At 37.9% G+C, this 15,926-nt stretch carries 14 protein-coding genes and 1 tRNA gene; 5 read left to right on the forward strand and 10 right to left on the reverse strand.

The window, feature by feature from the left end:
• Nucleotides 1-25 precede the first annotated feature (25 nt).
• The 4 genes from D017_RS02855 to pdxA all read right to left on the reverse strand — a co-directional run bounded on the left by D017_RS02855 (nucleotide 26) and on the right by pdxA (nucleotide 3,129).
• Nucleotides 26-1,024, reverse strand: a complete 999-nt coding sequence (locus tag D017_RS02855; RefSeq protein WP_035334559.1) for a beta-ketoacyl-ACP synthase III — start codon at nucleotides 1,022-1,024, stop codon at nucleotides 26-28.
• A gap of 164 nt (nucleotides 1,025-1,188) precedes the next feature.
• Nucleotides 1,189-1,386, reverse strand: coding sequence for a 50S ribosomal protein L32 (gene rpmF, locus D017_RS02860; protein WP_013750156.1), 198 nt, complete (start codon nucleotides 1,384-1,386; stop codon nucleotides 1,189-1,191).
• 9 nt (nucleotides 1,387-1,395) lie between these two features.
• Nucleotides 1,396-1,935 carry a DUF177 domain-containing protein gene (locus D017_RS02865; RefSeq protein WP_035337895.1) on the reverse strand — a complete coding sequence of 180 codons (540 nt, stop codon included), beginning with the start codon at nucleotides 1,933-1,935 and terminating at the stop codon, nucleotides 1,396-1,398.
• Between the two features lie 111 nt (nucleotides 1,936-2,046).
• Nucleotides 2,047-3,129 (reverse strand): 4-hydroxythreonine-4-phosphate dehydrogenase PdxA, encoded by a 1,083-nt coding sequence (gene pdxA / locus D017_RS02870; protein ID WP_035334560.1) that lies wholly within the window; start codon nucleotides 3,127-3,129, stop codon nucleotides 2,047-2,049.
• A gap of 59 nt (nucleotides 3,130-3,188) precedes the next feature.
• Between pdxA and D017_RS02875 the strand changes: the two genes are divergently transcribed.
• Nucleotides 3,189-3,776, forward strand: coding sequence for a riboflavin synthase (locus tag D017_RS02875; protein WP_035334561.1), 588 nt, complete (start codon nucleotides 3,189-3,191; stop codon nucleotides 3,774-3,776).
• On the opposite strand, the gene D017_RS02880 is transcribed toward D017_RS02875, so the two are convergent.
• From D017_RS02880 to mce, 3 genes are all read right to left on the reverse strand, one after another.
• Nucleotides 3,760-3,954 (reverse strand): hypothetical protein, encoded by a 195-nt coding sequence (locus tag D017_RS02880; RefSeq protein WP_225969328.1) that lies wholly within the window; start codon nucleotides 3,952-3,954, stop codon nucleotides 3,760-3,762. The two genes, D017_RS02875 and D017_RS02880, sit on opposite strands and share 17 nt — an antisense overlap.
• A gap of 272 nt (nucleotides 3,955-4,226) precedes the next feature.
• Nucleotides 4,227-4,300, reverse strand: a tRNA-Ile gene (locus D017_RS02885).
• A 76-nt stretch (nucleotides 4,301-4,376) separates the two neighbouring features.
• Nucleotides 4,377-4,787 carry a methylmalonyl-CoA epimerase gene (gene mce, locus D017_RS02890; RefSeq protein WP_035337898.1) on the reverse strand — a complete coding sequence of 137 codons (411 nt, stop codon included), beginning with the start codon at nucleotides 4,785-4,787 and terminating at the stop codon, nucleotides 4,377-4,379.
• Between the two features lie 160 nt (nucleotides 4,788-4,947).
• On the opposite strand from mce, the gene rbfA reads away from it, so the two are divergent.
• Both rbfA and D017_RS02900 read left to right on the forward strand, forming a co-directional pair.
• Complete coding sequence (rbfA, locus tag D017_RS02895) at nucleotides 4,948-5,340, forward strand: 30S ribosome-binding factor RbfA (RefSeq protein ID WP_035334563.1); 393 nt, start codon at nucleotides 4,948-4,950, stop codon at nucleotides 5,338-5,340.
• Nucleotides 5,341-6,546, forward strand: a complete 1,206-nt coding sequence (locus D017_RS02900) for an FtsX-like permease family protein (protein WP_035334564.1) — start codon at nucleotides 5,341-5,343, stop codon at nucleotides 6,544-6,546. It abuts the gene before it with no gap.
• On the opposite strand, the gene dusB is transcribed toward D017_RS02900, so the two are convergent.
• Nucleotides 6,543-7,535: a tRNA dihydrouridine synthase DusB gene (dusB, locus tag D017_RS02905; protein WP_035334565.1), complete on the reverse strand. Its 993-nt coding sequence runs from the start codon at nucleotides 7,533-7,535 to the stop codon at nucleotides 6,543-6,545. The genes D017_RS02900 and dusB overlap by 4 nt on opposite strands.
• A 226-nt stretch (nucleotides 7,536-7,761) precedes the next feature.
• Entirely contained in the window at nucleotides 7,762-10,173 is a 2,412-nt protein-coding gene (locus D017_RS02910; protein ID WP_051583785.1) for an outer membrane beta-barrel family protein, read from the reverse strand.
• 135 nt (nucleotides 10,174-10,308) lie between these two features.
• On the opposite strand from D017_RS02910, the gene lepA reads away from it, so the two are divergent.
• Entirely contained in the window at nucleotides 10,309-12,105 is a 1,797-nt protein-coding gene (gene lepA / locus D017_RS02915) for a translation elongation factor 4 (RefSeq protein WP_035334566.1), read from the forward strand.
• Between the two features lie 52 nt (nucleotides 12,106-12,157).
• On the opposite strand, the gene D017_RS02920 is transcribed toward lepA, so the two are convergent.
• On the reverse strand, nucleotides 12,158-12,874 hold the full coding sequence (locus D017_RS02920) for a copper homeostasis protein CutC (RefSeq protein ID WP_035334567.1): 717 nt from the start codon (nucleotides 12,872-12,874) through the stop codon (nucleotides 12,158-12,160).
• Between the two features lie 102 nt (nucleotides 12,875-12,976).
• Between D017_RS02920 and D017_RS02925 the strand changes: the two genes are divergently transcribed.
• Nucleotides 12,977-15,919 carry a GH92 family glycosyl hydrolase gene (locus tag D017_RS02925; protein WP_035334568.1) on the forward strand — a complete coding sequence of 981 codons (2,943 nt, stop codon included), beginning with the start codon at nucleotides 12,977-12,979 and terminating at the stop codon, nucleotides 15,917-15,919.
• The last annotated feature ends 7 nt before the right edge of the window (nucleotides 15,920-15,926 follow it).

Here is a 15,926-nt window from a genome sequence, read left to right on the forward strand (position 1 = left end):
GTGTTTGAATTTAGCTTGTTTAGTTTTAGTTGGAGTCATATGCCCACTTGAAGTAAATAGAACCCCAAGTGAATCCGCCGCCAAAGGCAGCAAATACAATATTATCTCCTTTTTTTAGTTGGTTTTCGTAATCACTCATCAGCAAAGGTAAGGTAGCTGATGTGGTATTTCCATACCTATGTATGTTTATAAGTACTTTGTCATCATCAAGACCCATTCGCCTTGAGGTAGCGTCTATGATACGCTTATTTGCTTGATGCGCGATAAGATAATCTACGTCATCTCCAGTAAGGTTATTACGTTTCATTATTTTATCACTTACATCTGCCATATTAGACACTGCAAATTTAAAAACAGTCTTTCCATCTTGAAAAACTGTGTGTTGCTTATTATCGACCGTTTCTTGTGAGGTAGGTAGTATACTTCCTCCAGCCTCAATCTTTAAGAACTCTCTACCTATTCCATCAGATCGCAATAACTCATCTTGTAATCCTAACCCTTCTTCATTGGGCTCAAACAAGACAGCCCCAGCACCATCACCAAAGATGATACAGGTAGTTCTATCTGTATAGTCTATAATAGAGGACATTTTATCTGCCCCGATAAGAAGTACTTTTTTGTAACGACCAGACTCAATATAACTCGCTGCTGTAGACATCCCATAAAGGAAACTAGAGCAAGCCGCCGAAAGGTCAAATGCAAAGGCATTTACGGCTCCTATTTGAGTTGCAGTATACACTGCTGTGGATGCAACAGGCATATCTGGTGTTGCAGTAGCAACTATGACCATATCAATTTCTGAAGGATCAAGTTGTCTTTTTGCAAGAAGATCTTGGGCTGCCTTCACGGCTAGAAACGATGTTCCCTTTCCCTTTTCCTTGAGGATTCTACGTTCTTTAATACCAGTGCGAGAGGTGATCCACTCATCATTAGTGTCTACCATACCTGCCAGTATTTCATTGGTCAAGACATAGTCTGGAACGTAAGCGCCTACAGCTGTAATTGCCGCTGAGATTTTACTCATTTGTTTCAGTTAGATTTTTTTCGAATATTGACGATTATAGTCAAAAACGAGGGGAAAAATACTAAAAATTGATCAAAACCAGCCTTTAATTAACTTTTTTTGATCAATTGTGAGCATAAAAAAAACTCTCACGTTGTGAGAGTTCTATTTTATAAAAGCAAAGCTTACGCTTCTACTTCTTCCGTCTTATCAATAACTACTTGACCTCTATAGTACAACTTCCCTTCAAACCAGTGTGCTCTATGGTAAAGGTGTGCTTCTCCAGTTGTTGGATCTACAGCTATTTGTGGTATAGCAGCTTTGTAATGCGTTCTTCTTTTATCTCTTCTTGTTTTGGAGATTTTTCTCTTAGGATGTGCCATTACGTACTCTTATTTATCTGTTAATAGTTTTTTTAAAGAATCCCATCTAGGATCTGTATCTTCTTTTTCTTCTTTTACTTTTTGATCTGGAATACTTAATTCTTCCAACTTATCTAATATATCTGACTGTAATGTTCCGTCTGCAATACCAGGGTGAACCCTTTTATTAGGTAAGGCAAGAATGATGAGCTCATAAATATATTGAGCCACATTTACCTCATATTCACCGTAAGGCAAGATTAAAATATCCTCAATATCATCATTAAACTCATGACCAAACTTTACTACGAGCGTATAATCATCTTCTACATGCTCATCATAAGGCTCATTTGTAACATCACAATTTACATTGATAGTTCCTGATATCTTAAAATCAAACTCCATTAAGGTAGTCTTCTTTGTTAAGAGAAGAGTAGCCTCAATGTTTGCATCATTAAAGTCATCATATTCAAAAAGATCAAAGAACGATTTTGTAATCGTGTAATCAAATGTATGCTCTCCCTCTTTTAAACCTACGTATTGTATGGTGTATGGTTTCAATCCTTTCATCACATCAGCCATTTGGAGCGTGCAAAGATACATAATTTTTTATATCACAAAGCACAAGCTCAATTTTATTTTAATTCTATACAAATACCCCAAAAAAAATCTTTCAGCACTTTACCTCTTTGCAGGCGGCCTACCTGACCGCTCTCTACCAGGACGTCTAGGAGACACTCTAAGAACATCCTTTGTAATCTCTTTATATTCCTTCCTTTTATTAAAAATTTTTACCGCCGAAAAAACAGCTTCTCTAAAAGAACCTTCATCTGCCGTAGATTTTCCAGCAATCTCGTAAGCAGTTCCATGATCTGGAGAAGTACGAATTTTATCTAACCCCGCAGTATAATTTACCCCTTTACCAAAAGACAAGGTCTTAAACGGGATTAATCCCTGATCGTGATAAGCAGCAAGAATAGCATCAAAATTTTTATAGTTACCTGACCCAAAGAAACTATCTGCTGCATACGGCCCATAGACTAACTGACCACTTGCTCGCATTTTTTCAAGTGTAGGTATCAACACTTTATCATCATCATCCCCTATCACTCCATTATCACCCACATGAGGATTAATACCTAGCAGTGCAATTTTAGGCCTATCTACTCCAAAATCCTGCTTTAAAGCACTATATAATGTATTTACTTTCTTTACAATCACCTCTGGCGTGATCTCACTAGCAACATCTTTTACAGCTACATGATCAGTAAGTAAGCCTACCTTGAGCGTATCTGTAATCATAAGCATCATTGCATCTCCCTCTAACTCTTGAGCTAGATAATCTGTGTGACCTGGGAATGCAAAATCTTCTTTCTGAATATTAGCTTTATTAATAGGAGCAGTAACAAGCACGTCTATATCTCCGTTTTTAAGTGCCTTAGTAGCTTCCATAAAAGATTTCAAAGCATAATCGCCTGCTGTATCGGTCGCCTCGCCCCACTTAATCTCTACAGGCTCCTTCCATAAATGAAAGACATTTATTTTATTATCTAACGCTTTCGCGAAAGCGTCTATTCCATGAAACTCCCCCTGCAACTTCAAAGACTTCTTGATATAAGAAAGCGTCTTTGCCGAAGCAAAAATGATAGGAGTACAAAAATCAAACATCATCACCTCTGAAAATGTCTTTATCACAACCTCTGCCCCTATTCCATTTAAATCTCCAATAGAAATCCCTACACGTACTTTTTGATCTTTATTCATGTGATGCCTCTAGCGTTTTGTATTTTTACAACACAAAAGTAACCAAATAAAATCCATTCATGTTCACAGGTATTATCGAAGATCTTGCTACCATAGTTTCTATTGAAAAAGACCAAGAAAATATACACTACACTGTAAAAAGCGCCATCACTAGCCAACTTAAAATTGACCAAAGTGTAGCCCACAACGGTGTTTGCCTCACGGTAGTTGACATAAAGGATGACACCTACAAAGTTACCGCCATACAAGAAACACTTGACAAAACTAATCTTAACAGCCTCACTACTAACGACACTGTTAATCTAGAGCGAGCTATGCAACTAGGCGCACGTCTTGACGGTCATATTGTACAGGGCCATGTAGACCAAGTGGGAACATGTACTAACATTGAAGAAGAAGATGGAAGCTGGAGGTTTACGTTTAAATATGACACCTCTCTTGGAAATGTCACTATAGAAAAGGGATCTATTACTGTAAACGGAACAAGCTTAACGGTGGTAGACTCTACAGAAGGAGGTTTTAGCGTAGCGATTATTCCATACACATACGAAAACACTGTCTTCAAGCACTTTATCGTAGGCTCGGAGGTAAACTTAGAATTTGATGTGATAGGAAAATACGTAAAACGACTTACGCAGGGCTATTAGATCTCACCCTATTAATCTTGTAAGCATAAAAAGCACCTGCAAGAACACCTAAAATTACTAACACTATAATATGATCATCTATAGGCGCAACAAGACCTGGCAATGATGAAGTCCTTGTACTTGGAGGCGGAGGTCCATCTTGCGCATAGCTAGCCACCCCTACAAATAAGAGAAGCATAGTTAACATGAAAGTTCTGAGATTGGGGCTCATAATAATTCAAAAGTAATACTCTTTGGCTGTAAAGCAACTTTATCAGCCACAAAAGTTTAGGTTGGGTATATTTGTGTATTTCGACACCAATAATACGCATTTTAACGGAATAACAAACAAATTACTTGTTATTTTAATTTAAAGTTAGAACACAATAAAATATCAACTCAGACAGATTATCTAGTTGATATTTTACTAAAACGATAAAGTTTATGGATATTGTATTCTTAACAAAAAAGTGGTCCCACTTGGGCTCGAACCAAGGACCCTCTGATTATGAGTCAGATGCTCTAACCAACTGAGCTATGGGACCGTTGTTTTCTATGTTTCTCAGATGAGGTTGAAAACGGCTGCAAATTTAAAACAAATCTTAACCTAACCAAAGGTTTTTATTGCAAATTATCTATTTCTTGACATAATTCTATCAAAACACCTCCTGCAGTCTTAGGATGCACAAAGGCAACCAGCTTATTATCAGCTCCTTTCTTAGGTTTTTCATTTAATAAAATAAAGCCTTCTTTTTTTAGTCGCTCCATTTCTTCTACGATATTATCCACTGCAAAAGCTATGTGATGTATACCCTCCCCTTTCTTTTCTAAAAATTTAGCAATAGGTCCATCTTCTGTGGTTGCCTCTAATAATTCTATTTTATTAGGCCCAGATTGAAAGAAAGAAGTACGCACTCCTTCTGAGGCTACTTCTTCTATTTTATAATGAGCTACACCAAGCAACTTTTCGTATAAATCATTTCCCGCCTCGAGATCCTTAACCGCAATCCCTATATGCTCTATTTTTTTCATAGCTTCTTCAATTTGTAACACACAACTATGTTGTTATAATAATGTGTTGCCCAGTTTAGCTTTCGCGAAAGCGTAATTACTACATTTATTATTGGTAAAGTTCGATGATAACTTGTTTACACAAAAGTAATACAATTCAAAAAACGTATTTTTGCAGTCTATGGAATCAAACAGACAGAAAAAAGTAGCAGGAGTTCTTCAGAAGGATCTTGCAGAAGTTCTTCAGAACGCACTACGTGACAGTGGTAAGGGAGGCATCATTGTGTCCGTTACTAAAGTAAAAGTTCCTACAGATCTTTCTATTGCCAAAGTATATCTAAGCGTTTTCCCTAACGACAAAGCAGCCGATATACTTAAAGAGGTAAATCAAGTAAAACCTATTATAAGACACAATATCTCTCAACGCACACGCCACCAACTACGTCGCATGCCTGAGTTACAATTTTATATAGATGATACGCTAGAGTATCTGGACGGTATCGAACGATCTCTTAAGCGCGAGGAAAACCCACTAGAAGACCGTAGCCTACTAGCCCGACGTAAAAAGATATAAATGCAATTTCCCTATTATATTGCAAAAAGATATCTCATTTCAAAAAGCGGCACCAATGCCGTAAATATCATCACATTAGTATCTGTAGTAAGCATTATACTGGGAACGCTTGTGTTGTTTATCGTACTATCTGCGTTTTCTGGACTTAAGGAGTTTAATTTATCTATAACTTCTATTATAGATCCAGATTTAAAAATTGCTCCAGCTTCAGGAAAGACCATCACCCTATCTCCAGATCAAGAACGGCAACTAAACTCCTTAAAAGGCGTAGCTTCTTATTCTAAAATTATTGAAGAACGTGCATATCTAGAATATGATGGAAGGACTTCACTAGCTTTCTTAAAAGGGGTAGATGAGCGCTACCTAGATGTCACTCAAATGGACAGCACCATTTTTGTAGGCTACTGGCCTAGTCCAGGAGAACCTGAAGTTTCTATGGGACTTCTCGTGCGCAAGCGATTATCAATAAATGTAGGCGATTATGGGAGTCTTGTAACTATCATGACTCCAAAACCAGGCACAGGGCAAATTTCAGACCCAACGCAGGCCTTTAATTCTTCTAAAGCGATGGTGAGCGGTGTCTTTCAAGCAGGAGATGCGCTTGACAACGATCACGTTTTTGGTAATATTGATTTTGTAGGCTCTCTTCTTAATTATCCAGTAAATCAAATAAGCACCATCGAGTTTAAACTAGATCCAAATGCAGATGAAGATAATCTGCGAGATGAGTTAAGTGCTATTTTTAATGATAATATCATTATTAAGAATAGAATAGAGCTTAACGATGCTCTTTATAAAATGCTTAATACAGAGAATCTGGCTTTATACTTTATATGTACGCTCGTACTTATTATCGCTCTATTTAGCTTCGTAGGAAGTCTAATTATGATTATTGTAGATAAACGTAAGCACATCAAGACACTCAGTGACTTAGGAGCGACATTACCCACTATTAGAAAGATAATATTTACTCAAGGAGCACTTATGATTGTGATAGGAGGCGCTATTGGTATTTTACTAGGTGCAATCCTTATAGTCCTGCAGCAACAATTTGGCTTTATACCTATCACTGCAGAGCTTCCTTATCCTGTAAAATTTGAGGTAGTTAATATTGTACTTGTATACGCCACAATATTAGTACTAGGTTTTCTAGCAGCAAGACTTGCCGCTACTAGAATAAATAGAAAACTTATAGAGGATTCTTAAACGAATTGGTAATCACCAAATTCTTTTTCTATAAGATCAAGTGCTGCAAAAACATCTTCGCTTTGATCTGATGTCACAAGCTTCATACGATATTCCTTAAAGTGAGGAATCCCTCTAAAGTAATTTGTATAGTGTCTTCGGGTTTCAAAAACACCAAGTACTTCACCTTTCCAATCTATGGACATTTGCAAGTGACGCCTAGCAGCTTCTATACGTTCTTTCATAGTAGGAGGCGCCTTGTGCGTTCCCGTCTCCATAAAATGCTTTACTTCATTAAAAAACCAAGGATACCCTATACTTGCACGACCTATCATAGCACCATCCAGTCCATATTTATCACGCATCTCAACAGCGCGTTCTGGCGTATTTACATCACCATTACCAAACACTGGAATATGCATACGAGGATTATTCTTCACCTCTGCAATAGGAACCCAGTCTGCATCACCTTTATACATTTGAGCCCTTGTACGCCCGTGAATAGATATGGCAGCACAACCTACATCCTGTAATCTCTCTGCAACCTCCACTATTTTTATACTATCATGATCCCACCCTAGACGAGTTTTTACCGTTACTGGCAGTTTGGTATGATTTACCATCGCCTTGGTCAAACTCACCATTAAATCAATATCCTTTAAAATTCCCGCTCCTGCTCCTTTTGAAACCACCTTTTTTACGGGACACCCAAAGTTGATATCTATAATATCTGGGCCACTCGCCTCTACAATCTCTATACTGCGCAACATAGACTCTTCGACAGCACCAAATATTTGAATCCCGACAGGGCGTTCTTTTTCATAAATATCAAGCTTCATGACACTCTTTGCAGCATCTCTTATCAAGCCCTCACTAGAGATAAACTCCGTATACACCACATCTGCTCCCTGCTCTTTACATAACGCTCTGAAAGGGGGATCACTCACATCTTCCATAGGTGCAAGTAAAAGCGGAAAATCCCCTACATCTATATCTCCTATTTTTGCCATTATTCGGTATTAAAAAGCGCGGTAATAAATCTCACCACTATATTATTATAAAGGTCTATGTTTTAAATACGCTTTCGCAAAAGCGTAACAACCGCAAAGGTACTTTCTTTTTCTAAGCGAATAAAATGAAGAACTCAAGAAGCACTGGAAAACCGGATTTAATACCAAATAATAAAACCACTTCGCTGAAGTGGTTTTGTTATAATATATGCGATGGATACTTATCTTAATTATTGATTCTATCTCGCTCTGCCTTATCTAAATCACGATTATTATCTTTCAATTTGTAGTTTCCAAAATTATATTTGAATCCAACTCTAAGAAACTGAGTCTCCAATTCAGGAAAATATTGATTATCGAGCCCTTCATATTTCGCTGACACTACTGCATTTGCTTGATTGAGAATATCACCCACCGTTAAGCTCAAAGAAGCCCTCTTATTCCATAGCGATTTACGAAGACCTAAATCTAATTGAATAGTTTCATCTTGCGTATACGAGCCTACAATAAAGCTAGACAAATACTCAAAAGTCACAAAACCCGTTAAGGTTTCTGCTTTATCTAATGTAAGATAGTTTCCTATGTAAGCATAAAATCCGTTTACATCGTTTTTAAAGCTAGTGTTTGTAGATCTGTTTATCAAGAATGAATCCTCTTCATGAAAAGCACTCAGATATACACTAGTATAAAGCCAGCTACTTATAGAGCGCCCATGGTTAAAGTCTAGTCCCCATGACTTACTACCTAATGCATTCTGGCTGTCTGACCTCAGCACTTGATTCTCGTTGTCTTGCGTAGCTACCGTTACGATGTTCTCTCCATTATCTCTATAATAAACATCAAAAAAGTATTCATCTTTTAATGAATAATTCACATTGAATTGATGGCTAAAGGATGGTTGAAGCCCAGAATTTCCTATTATAAAGTTATTCTCATTTATGAAATATGCAAAAGGATTAAGGTCTTGGTAACGTGGCCTTTCCAACCTGCGAGAATAATCTATTGCAAAGCTGTGATTTTCAAAAGGGCTATATTGCACATAAGCACTAGGAAATAGTTCTAAGTAATCTAGCTCAGTCTTTGTGTTTAAAACAATTGAGTTACCTACGCTATTTGTTTGCTCAGCTCTTAAACCGCCTTTAATAGACCACTTTTCCCAATCTCTATTAAACGAAATGTATGCAGCGTATACATTTTCATCATACAAGAAGTTATCATTTTGAGCCTGCTCAAGTCCGGTATTTTCTACATTGTTTAGATCAAAAAAATCAATTTTAGATTGAGAGTCTATAATAGCCACTTTGGCTCCTGACTCAAAAAGGACCTTGCCAAAACTCGTATTATAATCTACTTGCCCTGTAAAAATTTCAATATCCTGAGTGGCATCAGTTGCAAATCTTACGTTACTGAGCACATCATTACTTTGATCTGTATAAGTAGACCCCAGTCGCTGTAGTTTACTGCGATTAAAACTAGTAAAATGCGCACTAGTACTGAGCTCCCCTTTCTCTAAAGCATAGGTATGTTTTAAATCAAAAGCAATATTATTACGATCGCTATCTATAGAACTCTGTGTTCTTATAAAAAATGGATCTTGTGATGTAGATAACACATCTGTAGTAGCTCTTGTAAATTCAAAAACATCTGGAGAGAATAAACCTATTACAGACAAGCTTAGCTGTGATTTTTTATTCACCTCATAATCGACTACAAGATTTGCATTGTGTGCCTTAGACCATGTCTTGCGCTCAAAATCTTGATCCCATATCGTACTAACTCCTTGATTTAAATAATTAATTGAGTTATCACTCTGCTTTGTAGCTTTAAGAGGGTTGTAACTGTAATTAAAAAACAGACTCACTTTGTCATTTTTAAAAAAATGGCTGGTACCAAAAGTATGCTTAGGGTAAATTGCATACGTACCTGTAGCACTTACATTTCCTTTATAACCCGCAGCAACAGCCTTAGATGTATTAATATTTAAAATAGCTCCTCCTTCTGCATCATATTTGGCTGGAGGATTTGTAATTACCTCTACAGACTTAATATTATTTCCATCTAGACTCTCTAGCAAACTTCGTATCTCTTCAACACTAAGTTGTACTTTTCTATCATTGAGATATACAGCCACTGGCTGATTTCTAACATTTATCCCTCCTTGAGTGATCACCACAGCTGGAGTACGTCTTAAGATATCTAATGTACTTCCTGTAGAGAGAATACTATTTTCCACATTAAAAACAAGTCTATCTGCTTTACGAGAAACAGTGGGTGTCTTGGCCGTAATGGTAATTTCATCAAGGCTTTCTTGGCTAGCTTGTAAAACAACTGGAGGAATCGTTTTATTTGCCGAAAGGGAAAACACCTCAGTTGTAGCATCTTCATACCCTACAAAACTTACTTTAATATAATACTGCTCAGATGCTTTGATAGAAGAAATCACAAAAGACCCATTGTCTTCTGTAATAGTACCTTGTATAATCTTCTTTTCGGCGTCAAGCAAAACCACGTTTGCAAATGGAATAGGTTGTGCATTAACATCTTGCACTTCACCATTAATGTTAAAGTCTTGAGAATAAGCGGAAAACGCCGTTAACACAATGATTATTAGAATGAGGGAATTCTTAATTTCTGTCATAAGTTGTTAAAAATAGGTACAAACCTAATAATGAGCACAATGTATTTAACATTTTTTTATAATAATTATTCTAATCTGCAATACGGTTACAATATGACCTCATATCTCGTATATTTGCAGTCTATTTGAGAGACTATGAAGAACATTAGAAATTTTTGCATAATTGCCCATATTGACCACGGTAAAAGTACACTTGCAGATCGTCTACTAGATGAGACTGCTACGGTTACAAAGCGTGAGTCTCAAGCACAGCTGCTAGACAGTATGGACTTAGAGCGTGAGCGTGGTATTACAATAAAATCTCATGCTATACAGATGGAGTATGTGCATGAAGGAGAGCATTATGTTCTTAATCTCATAGACACTCCTGGCCACGTAGACTTTTCATATGAAGTTTCTAGAAGTATCGCAGCTTGTGAAGGAGCATTACTAGTAGTAGATGCTGCTCAAAGTATACAAGCACAAACTATCTCAAATCTTTACCTAGCATTAGAAAATGATCTCGAGATTATACCAGTTCTTAATAAAATAGATCTTCCTAGTGCAAATCCAGAAGAAGTAACAGATGATATTGTAGACCTTTTAGGTTGTGAACCAGAAGATATCATACCTGCATCTGCAAAAACTGGAATTGGAATTAAAGAAATACTAGCTGCGGTAATCGATCGCATTCCTGCACCAAAAGGAAATCCAGATGAGCCACTCCAAGCTTTGATATTTGATAGTGTTTACAATCCTTTCCGTGGTGTGGAGACCTACTTTCGTGTAATTAACGGAAGTATAAAAAAGAACCAACAAATTAAATTTGTTGCCACAGGAAATACATATGGTGCAGATGAGGTGGGAACTTTAAAACTAACTCAAGCTCCAAAACAAGAAATTAAAGCAGGAGATGTAGGGTATTTAATTACAGGTATTAAAGATGCCCGCGAAGTAAAAGTAGGTGATACTATTACAGATGCAAAAAACCCTACCCAAAACGCTATTGCAGGTTTTGAAGATGTAAAACCAATGGTATTTGCAGGTATCTACCCAGTAGACACAGAGGACTACGAAGAGCTTCGTAACTCTATGGAAAAACTACAACTTAATGATGCTTCTCTAGTTTTTGAACCAGAAAGTTCGGCTGCACTAGGTTTTGGTTTCCGTTGTGGATTCCTTGGAATGCTTCACCTAGAGATCATACAAGAACGTCTTGAGCGTGAGTTTGACATGACGGTTATCACGACAGTACCTAACGTGTCTTACCATGCCTTTACTCATAAAAACCCTGAGGAGATTATTTTAGTAAACAATCCTTCAGATCTTCCTGAGCCTTCTTCATTAAACCGTGTAGAAGAACCATTTATTAAGGCAACAATCATTACAAAATCTGATTTTGTAGGACCTGTCATGTCTTTATGTATAGAAAAAAGAGGTCAGATTGTAAGCCAGACATATCTTACTACAGAAAGAGTAGAGCTTAATTTTGACATGCCACTTGCAGAGATTGTTTTTGACTTCTATGATCGTCTTAAAACAGTATCAAAAGGATATGCTTCTTTTGATTATTCTCCTATAGGTCTACGCGCATCAAAACTTGTAAAAGTTGACGTGCTTCTTAACGGGCAAGCGGTAGATGCTCTGTCTGCATTATTACACCAAGACAATGCTTACGATATAGGTAAGCGTATGTGTGAAAAACTAAGAGAGTTAATACCACGCCAGCAGTTTGATATTCCAATACAAGCAGCTATTGGAGCTAAAATCATCTCTCGTGAGACGGTTAAAGCTCTTCGTAAGGATGTAACTGCTAAATGTTATGGTGGAGATATCTCTCGTAAGCGTAAGCTACTAGAAAAACAAAAGAAAGGTAAGAAGCGTATGCGCGCCGTGGGTAATGTAGAGATCCCACAAGAAGCCTTTATGGCGGTTCTTAAGTTGAATGACTAATCATCAACAGCAATAATAACAAAGGGTGCAGTTTACAAACTGCACCCTTTTTTTATAGCCTACTTAAAAGTGCTTTTATTTTGGAAACATTAGAGGTTTGAAGTAAGTTATTTTCATGACCTGCTAGCGAGTGCATTTTTATAACATGATTATACCCAAGCGTGCTACTACTTAAACTACCATGCACTTCGCTAAAACCTTCCTTCTTAAATTTCATAACATTATCAATAGAGATTCCTCCGCCAGGTAAAATAACTATACGATTTCTAGCCGCAGCTTGTAATTCCAACAAGGTTTTATAACCTCCATTCACATTAGCATTCCTTCCAGCGGTTAGCACCCTAGTAGCACCTATATTTATGAGTAGCTCTAATGCTTCAAAAACATCGGGCGTCCAATCAAAAGCTCGATGAAAGGTGAAAGGTAGTTCGCCACATTCAGCTATAAGTTGTTTAGTCCTCTCCGCGTCTATTGTAAAGTCTCTATTTAATATCCCAGAAACTATTCCTTGAGCACCTTGCGCTTTCGCGAAAGCGATATCTCGCGACATCACATCAAATTCGGCTTCCGAGTACATAAAATCTCCAGATCTTGGTCTTATAAGCACAAACACAGGAATCTCAAGTTCTTGCAGTACCTTCTCTATCAAACCATGACTAGGAGTAATCCCTCCAAGCGAGAGCTCTTGACATAACTCAATACGGTGCGCACCTGCATCTTGAGCAGCCAGCGCACTCTCAAAGGAATTTGCACAGATTTCTAATTTCATACCTTAAAGGTACTAAACCATTTTAAGCACCAAGTTTTAAAACTAAAGTCGGCATCAAGAATTATGGGTTTTCTGTATCTTAGACACAAACCCACCAAATCAATGCGCTACCTTATCTCATTTTTTCTGCTCCTTTTTTTAATTTGTAGTTGCGAGCATATTACAGAGGTTACTCCCGCTCAAAAAGATCAAGACCTCATAAGCTATGTGAATCCATTTATTGGCACCGGTGGTCACGGTCATACCTACCCTGGGGCGACTATGCCTTTTGGCATGATGCAACTTAGCCCAGACACACGATTAGATGGTTGGGACGGCTGTTCTGGGTATCACTATGATGATGAGTTTATCTACGGCTTTAGCCATACACACTTAAGCGGAACGGGAGTTTCTGACTATGGAGATATTTTGCTCATGCCTTCTACTTCCATAATGTTTAATAATGGTGCAGATGGAAAACCTGGTTATCGAGATCATTTTACGCATGACACTGAAGTAGCACAACCAGGATATTACAGCGTACATCTAGACAACTCAAATATAGACGTAGCGCTTACTGTAGCTGCTCGTAGCGGTGTGCATAAGTACGCTTTCGCGAAAGCGGACTCTTTAAAAAACTTTGTGATTTTAGATCTTGAGCACCGTGATGAAGTACTGAGCACTAAAATAGACACACTTTCTAGCACAGAACTCTCGGGACACAGACATTCCAAAGCTTGGGCTAGCAACCAAAAGCTGTTTTATTACATCAAAACATCACACAGTTTCAAATATCTAAAACAACCTGAAGGGACGAAGAACGGCGCTACATCACACAAAGCTGCATTGCAGTTTGACAATCCCAAGAATGAAGAAATAATTATAAAAATAGGAATATCTGCCGTAGATGAAGCTGGGGCGAGAAAAAACCTAGAAACCGAAATAGGAAACAAAACCTTTGACCAAGTAAAGCAAGATGCACAAAGCACTTGGGAAAGTCAGCTAGAAAAAATTGTTGTAGAAAGTGAAAACTCAGATTACAAAACTAATTTTTACACTTCGCTATACCACACCATGCTCGCGCCTAATCTTTATCAAGATGTAGATGGCCGCTACCGAGGGATGGATCTAGAAATTCACAAAACAGACGCTTTTGATTACTATACAGTTTTCTCATTGTGGGATACGTATCGCGCAGCGCATCCCTTATATACCATCATAGAAGAAGAACGTACTAACGACTTTATAAACACCTTTCTTGCTAAATATGAGGAAGGCGGCATTATGCCTATTTGGGATCTAGCTGGCAACTATACTGGCTGTATGATAGGCTACCATGCAGTGCCCGTAATCGCAGATGCCTACCTAAAAGGAATACGTGATTACGATACAGATAAAGCTTTTGAAGCGATGCTTCATAGTGGCTCGCAAGACAAACTTGGCCTTGCTTCTTACAAGAAGTACGGTTTTATACCCGCAAATGACGAAGCAGAGTCTGTGTCAAAGACACTAGAATATGCTTATGATGACTGGACCATCGCTCAAATGGCTCAAGAGATGGGTAATGAAGAGATCTATCAAGAATTTACAAAGCGCGCACAGTCTTATAAAAATGTATATGATCCTTCGTCTGGTTTTATGAGAGGTCGCATGCGCAACACATGGTTCTCCCCTTTTGATCCGTTTGAAGTAAATTTTAATTATACAGAAGCAAATGCCTGGCAATATAGTCTCTATGCACCTCAAGACATAAGTGGTCTTATTCACTTGTCTGGAGGAAACAAGGCTTTTGAAAGAAAACTAGACACACTATTTACAGCAGAGACTACAACTTCTGGTCGTCACCAGCAAGATATCACAGGATTGATAGGTCAATATGCACATGGCAATGAACCTAGTCATCACATGGCATATTTATACAACTACATCCAAAAGCCTTGGAAAACTCAAAAGCGTGTACACGAGATCCTTACTACATTATACACCAATTCTCCAGATGGAATTTCTGGTAACGAAGATTGTGGTCAAATGAGCGCGTGGTACGTTCTAAGCTCTTTAGGCTTTTATCCTGTAACCCCAGGAAGTAATGAATATGTTATTGGTACTCCTTTATTTGATAAGGCAACTATACGTTTAGAAAATGGCAATAGTTTTACCATTGTTGCAGAAAACCTCTCTGAAGAAAATATACATATAGAAAGTGCCTTTATGGATGATAAGGCTTACCCATACTCGTACTTGAAGCATAAAGATATTATGGATGGCGGCGAACTCATTTTTAATATGGCGGCCTCTCATTCCCGATGGGCTAAACACCCTGCTCACAGTCCCAAAACGAGTATTATAGACAATAAATTTACTGCAGCACCCTTCATAGCAAAAGGAGAAGCCAACTTTAAAAAAGCGACCGAAATCACACTCGCTACCACAGATAAAAATGCGGATATTTTTTACGCATTAGAAGAAGATGGCAACAATTTTAAAAAGTATAGAAAACCTTTTAAAGTCAAAAATCATAATACGTTGCGCACCTACGCAAAGGGTCGTCATGGACAAAGTGCTACCATTGAGTCACCATTGTTTAAAATAAATGAGAACTATAGCCTCACACTAGACGCTACCTACGCAAATGCTTATAACGCTGGCGGAAATAATGCATTGATAGATGGTGTGAGGGGAGTAAAAGAATTCCGTTCAGGCACATGGCAGGGTTATAATGCTCAAGATGTAGTAGCTACGCTAGACTTAGGTAAAGCACAAAGCATAAGCAGTATTGAAACTGCATTTTTACAAGATCAACGCAGCTGGATTTTCTATCCTACAGAAGTAACATTACTTACATCTCTGGACGGCGAAAATTTTGAAGTCTATCACCAAGAGCAGATTGATGCTGCTGCTCCCGATGAGAATATTGCAATTAAAAATATAACTGGTGAAAAGCAAGCTACACAAGGGCGCTTTATAAAACTTATTGCAAAGACCTTAGGAGATCTTCCAGAGTGGCATTTAGGCTTCCCACATAGAGGAAAGAGCTGGGTATTTATAGACGAGATTGTAGTGCAGTAACAGAATA

It is taken from the genome of Dokdonia sp. PRO95, from assembly GCF_000355805.1.
Classification (GTDB): domain Bacteria; phylum Bacteroidota; class Bacteroidia; order Flavobacteriales; family Flavobacteriaceae; genus Dokdonia.